This is a genomic window from Mojavia sp. (genome assembly GCF_059505145.1).
Genome location: NZ_JCACKA010000036.1, coordinates 84,119 through 99,952 on the forward strand (window position 1 = coordinate 84,119; position 15,834 = coordinate 99,952).

17 protein-coding genes are annotated in these 15,834 nt (G+C 41.8%); 6 read left to right on the forward strand and 11 right to left on the reverse strand.

The window, feature by feature from the left end:
* Positions 1-172 precede the first annotated feature (172 nt).
* Genes AC5JL8_RS06690 through AC5JL8_RS06700 form a run of 3 tightly spaced genes read left to right on the forward strand, consistent with a single transcriptional unit; the run spans position 173 to position 1,089 of the window.
* Positions 173-460: a GIY-YIG nuclease family protein gene (locus AC5JL8_RS06690; RefSeq protein ID WP_495879002.1), complete on the forward strand. Its 288-nt coding sequence runs from the start codon at positions 173-175 to the stop codon at positions 458-460.
* 24 nt (positions 461-484) lie between these two features.
* Positions 485-733, forward strand: coding sequence for a hypothetical protein (locus AC5JL8_RS06695; RefSeq protein ID WP_495879003.1), 249 nt, complete (start codon positions 485-487; stop codon positions 731-733).
* Positions 734-765: 32 nt separating this feature from the next.
* Positions 766-1,089, forward strand: a complete 324-nt coding sequence (locus tag AC5JL8_RS06700; RefSeq protein WP_495879004.1) for a hypothetical protein — start codon at positions 766-768, stop codon at positions 1,087-1,089.
* Here the strand turns inward: AC5JL8_RS06700 and fdhD are convergent.
* Positions 1,049-1,888 (reverse strand): formate dehydrogenase accessory sulfurtransferase FdhD, encoded by an 840-nt coding sequence (gene fdhD, locus AC5JL8_RS06705; RefSeq protein WP_495879005.1) that lies wholly within the window; start codon positions 1,886-1,888, stop codon positions 1,049-1,051. The genes AC5JL8_RS06700 and fdhD overlap by 41 nt on opposite strands.
* 107 nt (positions 1,889-1,995) lie before the next feature.
* Here fdhD and AC5JL8_RS06710 point away from each other — a divergent pair, with 107 nt between their 5' ends.
* Entirely contained in the window at positions 1,996-3,009 is a 1,014-nt protein-coding gene (locus tag AC5JL8_RS06710) for an alpha/beta hydrolase (protein WP_495879006.1), read from the forward strand.
* A 77-nt stretch (positions 3,010-3,086) separates the two neighbouring features.
* The gene (locus AC5JL8_RS06715; protein ID WP_495879007.1) at positions 3,087-3,389 is read left to right on the forward strand and encodes a hypothetical protein; all 303 of its coding nucleotides are present in this window, start codon (positions 3,087-3,089) and stop codon (positions 3,387-3,389) included.
* 126 nt (positions 3,390-3,515) lie between these two features.
* Here the strand turns inward: AC5JL8_RS06715 and AC5JL8_RS06720 are convergent, their stop codons facing one another.
* From AC5JL8_RS06720 to AC5JL8_RS06765, 10 genes are all read right to left on the reverse strand, one after another.
* Entirely contained in the window at positions 3,516-4,241 is a 726-nt protein-coding gene (locus AC5JL8_RS06720; protein WP_495879008.1) for a hypothetical protein, read from the reverse strand.
* Between the two features lie 260 nt (positions 4,242-4,501).
* Positions 4,502-5,356, reverse strand: coding sequence for a DUF1206 domain-containing protein (locus AC5JL8_RS06725; protein WP_495879009.1), 855 nt, complete (start codon positions 5,354-5,356; stop codon positions 4,502-4,504).
* Between the two features lie 187 nt (positions 5,357-5,543).
* Entirely contained in the window at positions 5,544-5,861 is a 318-nt protein-coding gene (locus AC5JL8_RS06730) for a hypothetical protein (protein ID WP_495879010.1), read from the reverse strand.
* A gap of 342 nt (positions 5,862-6,203) precedes the next feature.
* On the reverse strand, positions 6,204-6,761 hold the full coding sequence (locus AC5JL8_RS06735) for a hypothetical protein (protein WP_495879011.1): 558 nt from the start codon (positions 6,759-6,761) through the stop codon (positions 6,204-6,206).
* A gap of 170 nt (positions 6,762-6,931) precedes the next feature.
* Positions 6,932-7,090 (reverse strand): peptidoglycan-binding domain-containing protein, encoded by a 159-nt coding sequence (locus AC5JL8_RS06740; protein WP_495879012.1) that lies wholly within the window; start codon positions 7,088-7,090, stop codon positions 6,932-6,934.
* A gap of 40 nt (positions 7,091-7,130) precedes the next feature.
* On the reverse strand, positions 7,131-9,599 hold the full coding sequence (locus AC5JL8_RS06745) for a glycoside hydrolase family 31 protein (RefSeq protein ID WP_495879013.1): 2,469 nt from the start codon (positions 9,597-9,599) through the stop codon (positions 7,131-7,133).
* A 53-nt stretch (positions 9,600-9,652) separates the two neighbouring features.
* A complete protein-coding gene (locus tag AC5JL8_RS06750; RefSeq protein WP_495879014.1) occupies positions 9,653-10,477 on the reverse strand; it encodes a hypothetical protein in 825 nt (274 codons plus the stop codon).
* A 111-nt stretch (positions 10,478-10,588) separates the two neighbouring features.
* On the reverse strand, positions 10,589-11,389 hold the full coding sequence (locus AC5JL8_RS06755; RefSeq protein WP_495879015.1) for a hypothetical protein: 801 nt from the start codon (positions 11,387-11,389) through the stop codon (positions 10,589-10,591).
* 170 nt (positions 11,390-11,559) lie between these two features.
* Positions 11,560-12,195: a hypothetical protein gene (locus AC5JL8_RS06760; protein WP_495879016.1), complete on the reverse strand. Its 636-nt coding sequence runs from the start codon at positions 12,193-12,195 to the stop codon at positions 11,560-11,562.
* 507 nt (positions 12,196-12,702) lie between these two features.
* The gene (locus tag AC5JL8_RS06765; RefSeq protein ID WP_495879017.1) at positions 12,703-13,074 is read right to left on the reverse strand and encodes a response regulator; all 372 of its coding nucleotides are present in this window, start codon (positions 13,072-13,074) and stop codon (positions 12,703-12,705) included.
* Between the two features lie 182 nt (positions 13,075-13,256).
* Here AC5JL8_RS06765 and AC5JL8_RS06770 point away from each other — a divergent pair, with 182 nt between their 5' ends.
* Entirely contained in the window at positions 13,257-15,386 is a 2,130-nt protein-coding gene (locus AC5JL8_RS06770; protein WP_495879018.1) for a hybrid sensor histidine kinase/response regulator, read from the forward strand.
* Positions 15,387-15,834: the final 448 nt, after the last annotated feature.

The window sequence follows — 15,834 nt, forward strand, 5'->3', positions numbered from 1 at the left end:
CCTACATTCCGCTGGCGCTTTATTCGCAATGACAAAGATTCTGTCATTGCGAGCGAAGCGAAGCAATCGCAAGGGTTGGGATTGCTTCGCTTCACTACGTTACGCTCGCAATGACAATAGGTTATTTACTCAGTTAAGATTGTCAAAATTATCAAATATTTGGCATAGCTCAATGAGTAAACAATATTATCTATACATGATGACTAATAAACATAACAGTGTGCTTTATACAGGAGTAACCAACGATTTGCAAAGAAGGATTTACGAACATAAATCAAAATTGGTAGAGGGATTTACCAAAAAATACAATATTACAAAGTTAGTGTATTACGAAATTTTTGAGGATGCCTATACAGCGATTAGTAGAGAAAAGCAGATTAAAGCTGGCTCTAGGCAAAAGAAGATTGATTTAGTTAATAGTTTCAATAAAGAATGGAAAGATTTATATGATGAATTGTAAATTATAGGTTATGTGATCGCACTTTTGTCATCTCAGTTATGGCGATTGCTTCGTCGTTCCTATGCTGTCATTGCGAACGAAGTGAAACAATCCCAACTCCCTACAAGTCATAGCGATTGCTTCGTCGTTCCTCCTCGCAATGACAGTGTGAGTCATTGCGTTCGCCCTTGGCGTTCCCGTTCCCCGAAGGGGTTGCCGAAGGCTAGGGTACGAAGTGAAGCAATCCCAGCCTTTGCACTTCACCAGGGTAATGTTACATTCTCAATGACATAGTTAATTTCAGCGTCAACCCAAACCGGGAAACTATGGCATCGCCAAACATACTCCGCAACGCCTACACCGATGCACCTGAGCAGCACCCCAACTTAATACTGGGTAGTCTACAACTGCTGTTCTGGCTATTCTTCCGTCCCGCAGCTTGGCGAAACCACCTCAAACGCATTGACCCCACTTTAAACACCGATATCTCTTTAATTGACTTTATAAGACAAGGCAGATGGTGGAATTTTGCTCTGTGGCGACTGCTAATTCAAGGATATATAATACTGCCTCTTATAGTTAATTTAACGGTTGGCTTATACAAATTCTCTATGAAGTTACAATTCTTTCCCGCCCAGCGTAAACATTGAATCGCTCTCCCCGCAAGAATCCAATTAAGGTGATGCCAAACTCCTGAGCAATGGAAACAGCCAAACTACTAGGAGCAGAAATAGAACAAACAATCGGTATCCCTGCAACGGTAGATTTTTGCAAAATCTCAAAGCTAGAACGTCCACTAACCATAACAATATGATTATTTAACGGCAACTCGTTAGCAAGTAAAGCTGAACCAATCAATTTATCTACGGCATTGTGACGCCCAATATCCTCTTGCAAGTTTAATAGTTGCCCTTGAGCATCAAACACAGCGGCAGCGTGCAAACCTCCTGTAGCGGTAAAGATACCTTGAGCAGCCCGGAGTTTTTCAGGTAAGCTGTAAATAATCTCAGGCGTGACTGTTGGATGTGGGGGAATTATGGAACAACCCCGCAAATGCAAAGCCTCAAGGTTGGCTTTACCGCAAACTCCACAAGCACTATTAATGTAAAAGTGACGCTCTAAAGGCTGTAAATCTGCAATCAATCCTTGCCGTAGTTGTACGTTTACAATGTTGTAGCGCTGCTCACCATCGACGGCATCATCTACACAATAGCTCATGCGTTGGATATCTTCTCTAGAGTTAATGACTCCCTCACCGTAGAGAAAACCAGCAGCTAATTCAAAATCTGCTCCTGGTGTTCGCATGGTAACGGCTATGGTGCGATTTTGAGAAACTAAGCGAATTTCTAAAGGTTCTTCGGTGGTGAGATAATCTGAGCGCGATCGCACTTTGCCATTTTCTACCACCCAGACAGTAGCTTTGGTCTTGCTTCCAAAAGGCTTAGTCATTCTGTGATTTCTGACGGTTAAATCAACAATATGTCATCTGCTAGATTCGATCGGCTGACTGAGTTAAGACAATGATAAGTATATGCCGAAGTACGACAAGTAACCAAATGACAGTTAGCATTCAGAAGATAACAGAGAGCTTGGAGCAAGTTCATAAATCAGAGTCTGCATTTGGACTCAAGAACGAAGCCTGCCGTTCAAAGTTTTTTGTTCATCCTCACTCTACATCAAAAGTTTGTCTGTTTTTGCATGGTTTTACAGCAGGGCCCTATCAATTTGAACCACTCGGTAAAGCCTTATTTGATGCAGGATATAACGTTCTGGTTCCTTTACAACCTGGCCATGGACGCTCAGGCGACTGGAACCGCCAAAATCCCCCACCACTACCAACAGATATTCAGACTTATCAACAATTTGTGCTGGAGTGGTTGCAGATTGCCAAAATGCTAGGTCAACAAGTTGTAGTCGGTGGATTATCAACGGGTGGAACCTTAGCTGCTTGGTTAGCTTTGGAGCATCCCCAGGAGATTGAGCGTGCATTATTATTCGCGCCTTATTTGGGGAGCCATCATTCACTATTTGATCGACTGATCAAAACTCTGCCAATTTACTTTGAATGGTTCAATAAAGACGCACCTGGCAATTTTGGCTATAAAGGTTTCCGGCTGCCGGCATTACGGATATTTCTGGAATTGGGAGAGCAGGTTTTAAAACAGGCTCAAAAGAGTGTTTCTGCTCCTAGTTTAATTGTATGTAGCGAGAGCGATCGCGCTGTTAGTCGTTCTAAACAGCAAGAGTTTTTCAAAATGGTACTCAAGCAGCAACCAAAATCCTGGTATTACTGCTTTGATGATTCGCTCAACATTGAACACCGGATGATGACAAAACTCGAAGACAATGATTATGAGGAGCTGGTGATTACCCTTGCCAAAGCATTTGTTGATAGTGATTTAACTTGGGCACAGTTTCAGCAAATGGCAAGGTGGATAGCGCAGGGAGAAGCTTATGACCAGATCCAGCGACAATTAAACCTTGATGGTCAAGCTTCCCAACAGCTATCTGCAATGATGACTCAACGTTTTGGTTGCGATCATCTCAAGTGCATCAATCCATCTAAATGACCATTTTTGAATTCAAAATGCAAATTCGTAGCTAGCTAAAAAATAGCGATCGCTCTGATGCTAGCCATCAAACTCTTGTGAAGAGAGCATTTTTCTCTACCTATTTTTTAGACTCACCGCAAGCTTATCCTTTAAGTTACAAAATCATCCAAAGTTTGATTCTTAGACGGCGTATTAGTAACCAAATCTTCGACATCATCAAACCACATACACTGCCACACCAGCCTGTCACTATGATTAGAGAAAATCTCCTATCAAAAGTCGCAGTCGCTAGAATTGTCCCTATGATCAATACTTGGGTTTGCTTCCAGACTCTGGTTGAGAAAAGCGTTGAGACTATAGCTATCAATTTGCATTTCCAGAAGGTCGTAGTACAATAAAGATCGCCATTTGAGTACAGATTACGTTAGTACAATTAGTCAGCAACCACTACCGTTAAGTTTAATTAAATCCCTGAAATTTGAACAACTACAACAAGCATTACAATAAAGATTAGGAATCAAAAATTAAAGAGCTAATAAAAGAATTGCATAACCGATCGCACCCAATGCAAATGCCCAAAAGCGGCTTTCTCGCTCTTCTGGTAGTTCTTCCTTAAGTATATTGAGTACAATACCTCCGGCTAAAAAGGCGAAGAGAACCGCAACGGCCGCCTGATGAATTACCGTGCCAATGCCAATTACCCAACCAACAATTATCGCGGCTGCTAACAACCACCGCCCAATCCGGTCATATATTTGTTTGTGGTTTTCGCGCAAACCATTATCGTTAACTACAAAATGCAGCGCGATCGCAAAAGAAAAGAACAACAAACTCTTGATACCTGATTCTTCTCGATGTACTAACAAGTAACCAATTAAGGCATTATAAACAGCAAAAGAAGCGATGTGTATCCAAAAAACTCCTGAAGAAGTCACATCTCCCTTGCCTATTTGTTGACTACGTTGACGCGATTTGTTTGCAAATCGCTCTAAGCCATAAAACACTGCTAAACCTAAAAGTGCCACCAAATAAACGTGATGTTCTAAGAAAGCAAGTCCAATATTCAAACTGCTTTGGAGTATTACTTGAGCTTTACTCAATTCTGGCAAAATGTGGACGAACACATAAGCAACAGATACTCCACTGCCAAAAGAGAGCCAACGACTACGCGGTTTAGCTTCGAGAAATCGTAGTTTACCTGAAAATAAATGTATGATGGCTAAGGCGATCGCACATATTGCTGTGTACATATTTGTTCTTATACCAAAGCTGGAATAACTTTCTCACCAAACACTTCGATAAATTGCTGCTGTTCCCGGTTAACGTTGTGCAAAATCAGTTCACCAGGCATTGCTGAATCATGGGATTATTTAGCCCAACTTGGAACGAATTTTCAATGGTTTCAAATGTCAATTCATCCCGCAATTATGCAATGCCGTTCATCAAACCCCAATTCAATATTGCATTTTTGATAAAAATTAGAATCAAAAGTGTATTTTTATCAGCGAATTTATAAATTACTAATATGTCGATAGCGAGCCTCGATTACGCAATACATACCGTAAGCAATCAAACCCAAAGCCACCACACCTAAAATCCAGGGGCCAAAGGGTTGCTGTGCCAGAGCTGTCAATGCACCACCTAATCCCCTAGCTTGAGTGCCATCTAATTGAATTGCTGCCACCATCATAAAAGTGCCGATGATACCAAAAACAACGCCACGGGCAGAAATCCCAAACCTACCCAGACGCATCGCCCAAATTTGCTCAGTCTGACTCATTTGATTAAGTTTAAAATAGCGGCAGAATTTGCCTTTGTATGCTTTATAAAGGTAAGAAATCCCAACGCCAATCACTGTCAAACCCAAAAGCACTACTAACCATCGTCCAAAAGGTTGATGTAGAAAATATATTGTCCAATCTTCGACTGAATCGCTATCGCTACTACTTGAACCCATAATAATTATTTTTATAGATGTCACAGCCAAACTGAAGTAAGCGATCGCGCTAAAAGCATAGCCCAGACGCTGGGCAATTCGTTTACTATTCATTTGTTGACCAGAATGTTCGGGGTCGAGAATAGTTTGCACAAAACGCCAGAATGCATACCCAATCAGCCCAAGGGTGACGATCCCCAGCAAAAATTTACCGAAAGGCTGGGTGACAATCGCCTCCAACGCACCACTAGTATCTGTAGTTTTGCCACCATAACCAAATGCTGCCTGTGCTGCTAGCAAACCCACGATAAAATAAACTAGACCTTTTGCAACATAGCCTAATCTTGCTAATCGCTCAACCCAAAGATAAGAAGCTGCTTGTCTAACTGGCTGTTTAATTTTTTCAGGAAGTGGATCGCGTAGTGTCATGTTTTTATTTATTCAGGTTGGGTTAGGACTAAATATTTTCAGCCTTCCCCAAAATTTCTTCTGTTAATAATGTGGAGATTATGGCAATTTTATTCATCCTCCCTAGTAGATAAATATGCGATAGCACTGGTTAATAAGGCTTGACCAATTGATTCAATTTGATATCTTGATAATTATCTTTAAATGTTTATTCACCAACACTTAATTGCTGTAGAGAAATCTGTTTGCAGAGACTTTCTACCGCCAGTGTGAGAGACTGCATCAGTTCAGAATTTTCGCTGTAATCCACAGGCGCGAGGTTTGCAACTCGTTGACCTTGGGTAATGCTTAACTCCCGTCCCCATTCTTCTGGAGCGCTTTCTAGCTTTGGGTTGATTTCATGGGCAGATTGACGCAAGCGGTTAAACATTTGAGTAACGCCATCAAAAGGAGCTAAGTTTTGACCAAATTTGGCAATATATTCCTGCGTTATTTTGTTTCCTTGTCGCTTTGATTCTGCAATCAAGGCGTAAAATCGGGCCAGAATTTTATCCCAACCTTTGTCAATTAAAGGGCGAATTTTATTTTTCCGAAACTCAAGCGCATCAATCTACAAACTTGACAACAAAGCATCAACGGTATCTGGTACAAGAGTATCGTCGAAATCAAAAACTACAGCGATGCGATTAGATAGGGGTTTGGTGGAAACAGACATAATCAAAATTTCAAACAGAATGCAAGGATGCTAATTAACAAAAGCAACTTGATAGTTGCAGTTTCCTCCAGCAAAGTTACCGATCGCAGGTAGAGCAGACAAAGCCAGAGCAATTAAATAATTTTGCATGGAACTACTCCCAACGCTGTTGTTTCAACTTGAACCTCCACCAGATCCAATCACTCCCAGTAGTTGTAAAAGATAGATAACTGCAAATACACTGAAAAATATGCCCGCGATCGCTGTTCCACCAAAAATAATCTTTGATGGTTGCAGTTCCTTGGGCAACATTCGATGATTTAAATAAAGAGTCAGTGCGGTGACGATGGGGATGTGAGCAGCTTCAATTCCGCCTGCGGTTTGTAATAAGCCGACTGGTTCACCAAAGAATAGGTAAATGGCGATGGGCAAAGCTGCCAGTAGCACTACAATATAAACACGCTGCAAAAACTTTTCATTTGTCCAACGACCCCGCACGCCAAACCCTTGCAGTAATATCTGCGTACCATCAGCAAACATTCTTCCAAAACCATCTTCTACCGATAGTACGGTACTACAGAAGGTAATAAAAACGAGCGCCACCATAAACCAAAAGCCAAACGGCCCCCAAAGGTGGCCGAGCAAGCTACCCAGAGTTTCCGCAACCTGATTTTCTTTTGGCACAAGTCCTTGTGGACGCAGCAGTTCACCACCGAGAATCAAGAAAGACAATGCTGCTAACAGCGCACCAACGACCCGCTTTTACTATTCATTATTTTGCTATCTCACTCACACCAATACCGTTTATGAATTCATATCCAAGCAGTGATGCTCAATCTGTCTTTGGGAGGATTGAGCTATAATTCCAGATAGATTTTCTCAGAATGTGGGAATTGAGCCTGTTAGAAGGGGCCACGCACGGGTGGTACATTCTTGCAATTGCGTAATGCTTGCCACGTTAGCGCACCTACTCTACCATCACCAACCAATCTTTGCGATCGCTGAAAGGCCGCAACTGCCCTAGCGGTTCTAGGGCCATAGATACCATCAATACCTCCCATTGTGTGGCAAAGGCATTACGCTGACATAAGTTGATTCAAGCTAACTACGATGTTCAGAATTGGTGAACACTCCCTGCCAGCGAACTTGCTCAAACTGCTCTACATCCAAACATCGTCCCTGATTCACAACTTCATTGCCGTCCACCCAAACTTGTTGCGGCTCAAATCCGTAGAGGTGCAATTGGACACCTGCATAAGGAAAAGCGTAATCTCCTTGTTGTTTCCAAGTCAGTTCTAAGGAGTCTTGATTCGGCGTTAAGTAAAAACGATCTAAGCGCGATTCACCATAACCATCTCCTGCGTCACTGTAAACCTGAGCTTCAGTAGATAGGTGGGCGGATGGGTAGAGATGGAGAATCAGTTGATTATCTTCCTCCATTGGTAAGATACTCCCCGCCTTTACCAATAGTGGTATTTGTTCCAGAGGTGCTTTTAAGTTGACCGACTTTCCTCCCTCTAGCAGTGCATCATCCCAGAAGTTATACCAGTGTCCTCTAGGTAATATAATTGTTCTTGAGGTTGCGCCTTCTTGAACAATCGCACAAACTAAAAGTGCATCACCCAACAAAAAGGCATCATCTATACCCCAAAGTTGAGAATCCTCTGGATCTGCCCAGAATAAAGGACGTACTAGAGGATGTCCGGTTTGAGTTGCTTCCCAGGCTAAGGTATAAAAATAGGGTAGCAAGCGATACCTTAGTCGCAAGAATTCCCGAATAATACTCAGTGTTGGTTCGCCAAAGCTCCACGGTGTACGCTTTTTAGTGTTATCGGCAGAATGGGTGCGGCAAAATGCTATAAAGCAAGATACTTGCAACCAACGCAAGTATAATTCTGCACTGGGATCGCCCTGGAAACCACCAATATCAGAACCACTATAAGGAATTCCAGATAACCCTAGATTTAAAACTGTGGGAATGGTTTGGCGTAATCCTTCCCAGCTAGTTTCAATATCTCCTGTCCAAGTCCAGGCGTAGCGTTGCAAACCTGCCCAACCAGAACGCGAAACGATGAAAGGTCGTCGTTGAGGTTTGTACTCAGATAGTGCTTCGTATGCAGCCTCAGCTTGGAGTAAACCATAAACATTATGAGCCTCGTGGTGGGTGCCACCTCTACCTTCCATGTAATGTAGAGTTGTTTTTGGGGGTAAACTGCGATCGCCCCACAACACCAAAACGGCAGGCTCGTTCATATCATGCCAAAAGCCCGCTATACCTAAATCTAAAAGATATTCATACTGCCGACTCCACCAGTGGCGGGCTAAAGGGTTCGTAAAATCTGGGAACGCACATAAACCAGGCCAAACTGGTGCGGTGACAATCTCACCATTTGCACGCCGACAAAAAATTTCTTGTAACTTACCTTCTTGAAAGAGTTTGCTGTTGGGGTCAGCTTTCACCCCAGGGCTGTTAATTGCAATTAGCCGTACACCCAAGTCTGCAAGTTCGCGGCTAAATTCAGCTAGTTTGGGAAAGCGGTCTGGATCGATGGTGAAAGCACGAAATTCCTGCTGAGTGTCGATATCTAAGTGAATAGCACTCAAAGGTAAGTTGTGAGTCTGGAATCCTTGAGCAGTTTTTCGGACTTCTGCTTCAGTTTCATACCCCCAGCGGGACTGATGATAACCCAAAGCCCAACGAGGTGGTAAAAGAGGGCGGCCTGTCAATTCTGTATAGCGTTCTAGAATTTGCGCTGGGGAACCAAAGGTAAAATAATAACGCAGCGTCCCTCCTTCAAAGCTAGCAGTAGCAACATCTGCAAAGTTAAAGGTGGCGGGGAAGAAGTTTTCATAGAAAACTAAGTAACTCCCGCCCTGATAAAGACTCATGTAAACAGGAATACACAAGTAGAGCGGATCGTCTCCTGGGCCGTATTTGCCAGGTTGATCGGAGTTCCACATCCGGTAATTTGTTTGAGGCTGCGATTGCGCGGATCGCAACGCCAGAGGCGATCGCAGATTTAAAGGTGCGGCGCGTTCCCCCAAACCGTAAATATGTTCTTCTGGACGCAGTTTCGCCTGCTGTACCCAACCCTCACTTTTTGCTTGGCGCGATAGCTTTGTTGGTCGCTGGGGAGGTAGTTCTTCTCTTAATGTCTGTCCTAAAGAATTTTGAAATGTCAAACTGCCATCCACGCCAACAATCACCTTTAGCTGTGGACTAGAAATTGTCCAACACTCCTCCATCTGGTCAAACACCGTCTCTACTTCTGGCCAATCATTACGGGCGATACCGTAAGGAATAGGAGATATCCCAGGTTTCCACTCAACCCGGACTAAATCGGCGGTCAAAAAACAAATTTCCAACTCAAAGTGTTTGAAGTTGAATTGTCCGCCTCTTTTAGTTGCTTCAGCCTTCTGAATTTCTCCAGTTGCCTCAACAGCTTCTAATTGAGACTTACGAAACTGACGTTCTAACCAATCTCGTTGGAGTGGGTAGAAGAATGACCCTAAAAACCGTTGAAGTTTAATTGTTCGCAGGTTGAGAGATGCTTTGTTGAGGATATCCATAAAACCTTACAGAAAATACCGCATTTAAAACCATCATGACAAACTTAGAATTTTTAAGAAGGGTATACAGTTTCAGCAACTAAAACAGTTCTGTTACCGTACTCAGCCTCTAACTCCCTTTTTACATTTAGATCCCAGGTAAAGTCATAGTCTCGCTCAATTTCAGCAACAACAAAAGGACGGACTTCACCTATTACCGATACTGTCTGACCTTGATTTATTGCTACTTTGGGTGGTGCTGTTAATAAAACTAGTAAATCTTGTCCACCAAACAACTGGTTTTCATCTAGCGTTAATAAAACCGGACTGCGGATATTTTCGACTTTTCCCCTAACTGCAACTTGACGGTGATAATATTGTTCGGGACGTTGGGTTATTTGGCCAGGTTGGGGCGCTAGTACAAGGTATAGAGCAATAATGGCAGGTTTGTTGATGTAATCTCTGTAATCCTCCTGCTCTATGTTGAGATTAAACTTTCGCTCAATTTCCGGAATCACCAGATTACGAACCTGACCTGTAACTTGAACTGCTATATTTTGGTCAAGTGGTAGATCGAAAGGCACACCTGAAGCATTGATAACTACAATAGGTTCGCCGTTAAAGAATCGTGCATCACTGACAGTGAAGGAACTCAAACCAATTTTTTGAATTGCTCTGCTTCTAATGGTCACAGATTTATCGAGAAATTCGTCTGTATCGTTAGCAATTTCAGATGTATTAGTGAAAGTTGCTTCTGAATTAAAAAAACTACTTCCTCTAACTAGCAAAGCCAAAAATAGCAGGAAAATTAATACTGATGCATGACCAAGCCATTCTAATAAACTTCGACGTTGGGTACTGTCATTGCTTTTATTCTGGTTGGTCTTGAGGCTATTCATGGTAAAAAGCTGTCTTTATTTATGGTTACTCAAGTTTTGATAGTTGTGAAAAGCCTGATTTTTGAAAAAATCCTACTCACCTCTTCTACCTCCCTTGTTTTCTATTGTCTATTACGGAATTGCTGAGGGATAAACTTCATTTGCAACTAACACAGGTTTATTGCTGTATTCTGCTTCCAGTTTCTTCTGTAAAGTCAAATCCCAGTTCAGGTCATATTCTCGTTCTAGTTCAGCTACAACAAACGGACGCAACACCCCCGTGACTGCAACTTTTTCACCTTCATTGACAGTTGCTTTGGGAGTAGCAGCGCGTATCACTAACAAGTCCTGTCCACCAAATAACTTGTCTTCATCCAAGGTGAAAGAACTGGCATTTCTAATATCTTCTACTTCACCTGTCACCGCCAGGGTTTTGCCGTAGTATAGGCTGGGGTTTGTGGTAATTTCACCTGGTTTAGGAGCAAGTGCAATTGATTGAGCGATAATCGCAGGTCGGCTTTCGTACTCTTTATACAAGTTGGGATCTAAGCCCAAGTTGTAATCTCGATTAATATCTGCAATCACAAAATTACGAACTTGACCTGTTGCTTGAATTGGTATGTTTGGGTCAGTAGGTAAAGTGAAAGTTTTGCCAGAAGCATTTACAACTAAAATCGGTTCGGTACCAAAGAATTGCTTATCGCTAACTGTAAATGTTGAGGGGCCCAATTTTCTAATGGGTGTACTTCTAACCGTTACAGTTTTACCGATTAGTTGATTTGTATTGTCTGCAACTTCTTCTGTAGTAACGTTGGTTTCTGGTACTGCGGCCTCTCGCTCTAAGTTGTTCTCACAAGCTCCAAGTAGCACTGTGGAGAGTGCTAAAACAATAGCTCCTTTGGAACTCCACTTAGTTTGAAGAAAATTAATCATTTCAAAATCTCCATTTTAGTTGACTAATATCAAGTCCAGATTATGAATTATTATTCAAAAATTTTCACATTTTGCCATCAGTCCTAGTGATGAATTTTCAACTGAACTTGATATTTTTGGATGACCACAAAACTTTTGATTTTTTGCAGTAGCAGTAAAGGTAAAGCACATTAATTCAAGAAGGCCTGACCATCTTTTTGAATTCTTAATACACCTTGATTATTATCGAAATTGGTTGTTTCATCTAACGAAACTGCAAGTGTCCCTTCAGAGGTAGACATAGGCATAACTTTTAGCAGTCCATCATCTTGACGTACTAAAGTGATAGTGATAGGCGTTGGTAAGTCTCGTAGAACAAACTCTTGTCCACCTGCAAGATACCGAGGCTCTGTATGACCAATTGCTTGATAAGAGATACCAACATTAGTGTTATTTTTTAATTTCACATCGACTGTGCCTGCTGTTGGTGTAATATTGGCGATCGCACTTTGCCTATTTTCTGGAACAGGTGGTTGTATAGGTCTTACACCTGTACGGCGAGGAACCACCAAAATAGTTGATTGGCCTGATGTTTGCCCTTGTTGTTGCAATCTTAAAGTTGCAGCATTCGGTGGACATCCTGCTGGAACCATAACGCGATCGCGGTGTGGTGCTTCGTAGAAAATACTAGGACAAGGGTTAAGTTTAGGAGTTTGTTGTTGTGCTACTGCCGATTGAGAAATTGTAGATAAACTGATTAGTAAACTCCCAAAAGCTGTTCCTGCTAATCCAATTTTTTTCAACGAAAAGTGATTGAGATTGTACATAAATACCTCCTGATAATTTTATTTGTTTTTTCTTTATCTAATAGAGATAAAAGGACAAAACACTCATAGTCACCCGCTAAGTATTCTTTTTGGAAAAATCTAAATCTTTAAAATGTAATTCAGGTAATATTGAGCCGCTCAACCAAAAGATTAGACATGAGGACAGACTGTATTCCGAACTCAATAATGAATTAGTTATAAGATTAAGGAGTAAAGGTGGAAAACTAGTGGAAAATATATATTTTATGAAAAATTACTACTTAAGAAATAGCTTGCTAAAACCATCGATAGAGTAGGATTATAGTAAATAAGCCATCAATTTCAAACACTAACTAATATTAAGAATTTAAAGCAAAAAATAGCTGAGGTTGAAACAACCTTTATAATTTATTAATGTGAAATCAATTTCAGATAATTAGTTATAATTCCGCATCTGTGCAAAAACGTAAAAACCCTTTCTCTCCCCTGCGGTCTTAATGATAAGACTTGAAGCAAACACGATATAATTTAGTTCAAGGCTGCCGCTACTTGAACAGCTAGTTTTTGAGGGTTGAATGGTTTCTTGATTATGCCTCTAACGCCCAGTTGAGTAAATAAACGCTGGTCAGATGTACGCCCCCTGGCTGTTAATAAAATCACAGGTATATGTTTAGTTAGTTGATTAGCCTGTAGTTTCTGAAAAGTTGTCAAACCATCCATATCAGGCATCATTACATCCAAAAGGATGGCATTGGGTTGAGATGACTGAGCTAAGAGTAATCCTTGATTACCTGAAGTAGCAGTCAACACCTTCCAACCCCCCATTATTTCTAAACAAGTCTGAATCAATTGACGGATATCATCTTCATCATCAATAACTAAAATTTGTTTAGTATTCATCGTTATTATCTTCCTTGCTGTTTGAAATTATGATTGCTGACTACTTCAATTCCTTTAGTGTAGTGAGGGGCACTATTTAGAATTACCATACTCTTAAGATTAATTTTCTAAGGTAAAACTTGAAAGTGGAAAACTCGTGTAGAAGTTTAATAAACCTATGGCATAACCAGAAGTAATAGAAAATGCGGAGATTGACGCGATGGGCTTCGCCCCGCCTTTCCTACGGAACACTCCATGAACGGCGATTCACCTACGGAGACGCTACGCGATCGCAACTACAAGGCTATAGTATTGCATCCTTAAGCGTTTTACTGGCTTTACTGCTTACACTGCTTTTATGGCAGCTACACAGGCTGAATTCTATTTACCCATTGTTTTTAGCTGCTGTCATGGTTAGTTCCTGGTATGGTGGTTTCAACCCAGGAATATTGGCAACTTTTTTGTCTGCTATAGTCTGCGCCTACTTCCTCTTGCCCCCCTTTTATTCTTTGACTGTAAGTGGGTTCAGTGTAGTGGGGTTGGTTCAGTTTGTGTTAGTGGGATTGTTGATTAGCTCACTCAACTCTGCACTACGCCAAGCGCGATCGCAAGCTCAAATGAACGCGCGAGCAGCCCAGCAAAATTATGAGCGTCTACGTCAAAGTCAATATAGCCTGCGTCAAAGTGAAGAACGTTATCGGTTACTAGTAGAAGGAGTAACTAATTACGCAATTTTCATGCTAGACCCAAATGGTAACTTTACCAGTTGGAACATTGGAGCAGAACGTATTTTAGGCTATCAGGAAGCAGAAATTATTGGTCAACCTTTTGAGCGAATTTTTTCGTCCGAAGCAATTGAGCAGGGACAACCACAACAAGTATTAAGAAAAGCCGTAACCGAAGGTTTTTCTAAGGAAAATCGTTGGCATGTCCGCAAAGATGGTAAATTTTTCTGGGCACATTGTGTAGTCACACCTTTACGAGATGAAGTTGGAAATCTGCGTGGCTTCTCTAAAATTATGCAAGATATTACTGAACGCAAACGCTCTGAAGAAGAGAAAGAGCAATTGCTGCTGCGAGAACAAGCCGCACGCGCCGAAGCAGAAGCCGCAAACCGTTCCAAGGACGACTTTTTAGCTATAGTTTCTCATGAACTACGTACCCCCATGACTGCAATTATCGGTTGGGCTGGGATGTTGCAAACCGGTGCGCTAGATGAAGCTAGGGCAACTCTTGCACTTGAGACAATTGAACGCAACGCCAACTTGCAGATGCAACTGATTGAAGACTTACTTGATATTTCACGTATTGTAAGGGGAGAACTTTCACTTTCCATTGACTTGGTTGATTTAGCAGAAGTAATTACAGCCGCAATTGAGGTTGTACAATCACTGGCAGATGCAAAGGATATTCAACTTGAATCTATACTTGATACTTCCATAGAAAAAATTTGGGGTGACTCAGACCGCTTGCAACAGGTTGTGTTAAATCTACTCACCAATGCGATTAAATTTACACCCAACGGCGGACGAGTTGAGGTGCGGTTGTCAAAGGAAGTGGGTACAGACGCGATTAATCGCGTCTGTACTAGGGAAGAGTTTTCCCAATGTTCAATTCCTAACTATGTTCAAATTCAAGTGACTGATACAGGTCAGGGTATTAGTGCTGATTTTCTACCTCACGTATTTGAGCGCTTTCGTCAAGCAGATAGTACCCATACTCGGTCAAATAAAGGACTAGGTTTAGGATTGGCGATCGCACGTCATCTGGTAGAACTGCATGGTGGTATAATCGAAGCCCAAAGCCAGGGAATAGGACAAGGAGCGATATTTACAGTCAAATTGCCCATTTTAGAGGAAAGCAGAGGAGCAGAGGAGCAGAGGAGCAGACGGACACGAGAGAATAACTTACACTTCTCTCCCCAGTCCCCAGTCCCCAATCTCCTTACTGGGTTGCGGGTACTAGTTGTAGATGACGAAGCCGATGTACGACAGTGGATTACCGCAGTACTCAAAGAGTGTGGAGCGAAAGTTACTGCTTTTAGCTCTACAGGCCAGGCACTTGAGGCACTAGAAGAATTACATCCAGATGTCTTGATCAGCGACATTGGGATGCCAAACGAGGATGGCTACGCGCTGATGCGTAAAATTAGAGAACTTGAACCGGAGCTAGGCGGACGCATTCCTGCTGTGGCGCTGACGGGGTATGCCAGGGTAGAAGATTACAAAGAAGCATTAGCAGCAGGCTTTCAGCTACACGTAGCTAAACCAGTTAGAGCAGCTGAGTTAATTGCGGTTGTTGCCAGCCTGGGTAAAATGTCTGGTAAACTATGAGCAATTTTGACAATATTAGTCAATAATCCACAAGTTTTCCACTTTCTCAAGATATCTTCAAAAGTGTAATTCAGGCGATAAATGGTGTTATCCATGCGGTTAATGAAGTTATACTACCGCCTGACATCAGCTTGAACCAGTTAGGAAAGTAACAACAATATAGTTGCATAGCATATTAGATTGCTTTCCAACGCCTTATTTGTTCATGTAAAAATATTTGGAAAATTGAACAATGAATAGTAATTGGTCACAGCGATTTTCTGCGTTGCTTGTTTTCTCGACACTCTCAATGTTTGGAAGTGGATTATCTGCTAATGAAACAGCCAAGAGCGGCCAGAATTTTCTAGGAACAAGGGCAGTAAATGCTAGGGGAATAAAAAATGGTTTAAAGTCGATATCAACAGGAATCTCAGGTATCATCTCGAATAGTGTCAAAGTAATGAAGAAT

Bases quoted from the DNA above. Each gene is read 5' to 3' on its own strand.
- fdhD (WP_495879005.1), bottom strand. From the start codon at position 1,888: ATGACTAAGCCTTTTGGAAGCAAGACCAAAGCTACTGTCTGGGTGGTA.
- AC5JL8_RS06710 (WP_495879006.1), top strand. From the start codon at position 1,996: ATGACAGTTAGCATTCAGAAGATAACAGAGAGCTTGGAGCAAGTTCAT.
- AC5JL8_RS06745 (WP_495879013.1), bottom strand. From the start codon at position 9,599: ATGGATATCCTCAACAAAGCATCTCTCAACCTGCGAACAATTAAACTT.
- AC5JL8_RS06760 (WP_495879016.1), bottom strand. From the start codon at position 12,195: ATGTACAATCTCAATCACTTTTCGTTGAAAAAAATTGGATTAGCAGGA.
- AC5JL8_RS06755 (WP_495879015.1), bottom strand. From the start codon at position 11,389: ATGATTAATTTTCTTCAAACTAAGTGGAGTTCCAAAGGAGCTATTGTT.
- AC5JL8_RS06720 (WP_495879008.1), bottom strand. From the start codon at position 4,241: ATGTACACAGCAATATGTGCGATCGCCTTAGCCATCATACATTTATTT.
- AC5JL8_RS06700 (WP_495879004.1), top strand. From the start codon at position 766: ATGGCATCGCCAAACATACTCCGCAACGCCTACACCGATGCACCTGAG.
- AC5JL8_RS06725 (WP_495879009.1), bottom strand. From the start codon at position 5,356: ATGACACTACGCGATCCACTTCCTGAAAAAATTAAACAGCCAGTTAGA.
- AC5JL8_RS06740 (WP_495879012.1), bottom strand. From the start codon at position 7,090: ATGGGAGGTATTGATGGTATCTATGGCCCTAGAACCGCTAGGGCAGTT.
- AC5JL8_RS06750 (WP_495879014.1), bottom strand. From the start codon at position 10,477: ATGAATAGCCTCAAGACCAACCAGAATAAAAGCAATGACAGTACCCAA.
- AC5JL8_RS06770 (WP_495879018.1), top strand. From the start codon at position 13,257: ATGCGGAGATTGACGCGATGGGCTTCGCCCCGCCTTTCCTACGGAACA.
- AC5JL8_RS06765 (WP_495879017.1), bottom strand. From the start codon at position 13,074: ATGAATACTAAACAAATTTTAGTTATTGATGATGAAGATGATATCCGT.
- AC5JL8_RS06690 (WP_495879002.1), top strand. From the start codon at position 173: ATGAGTAAACAATATTATCTATACATGATGACTAATAAACATAACAGT.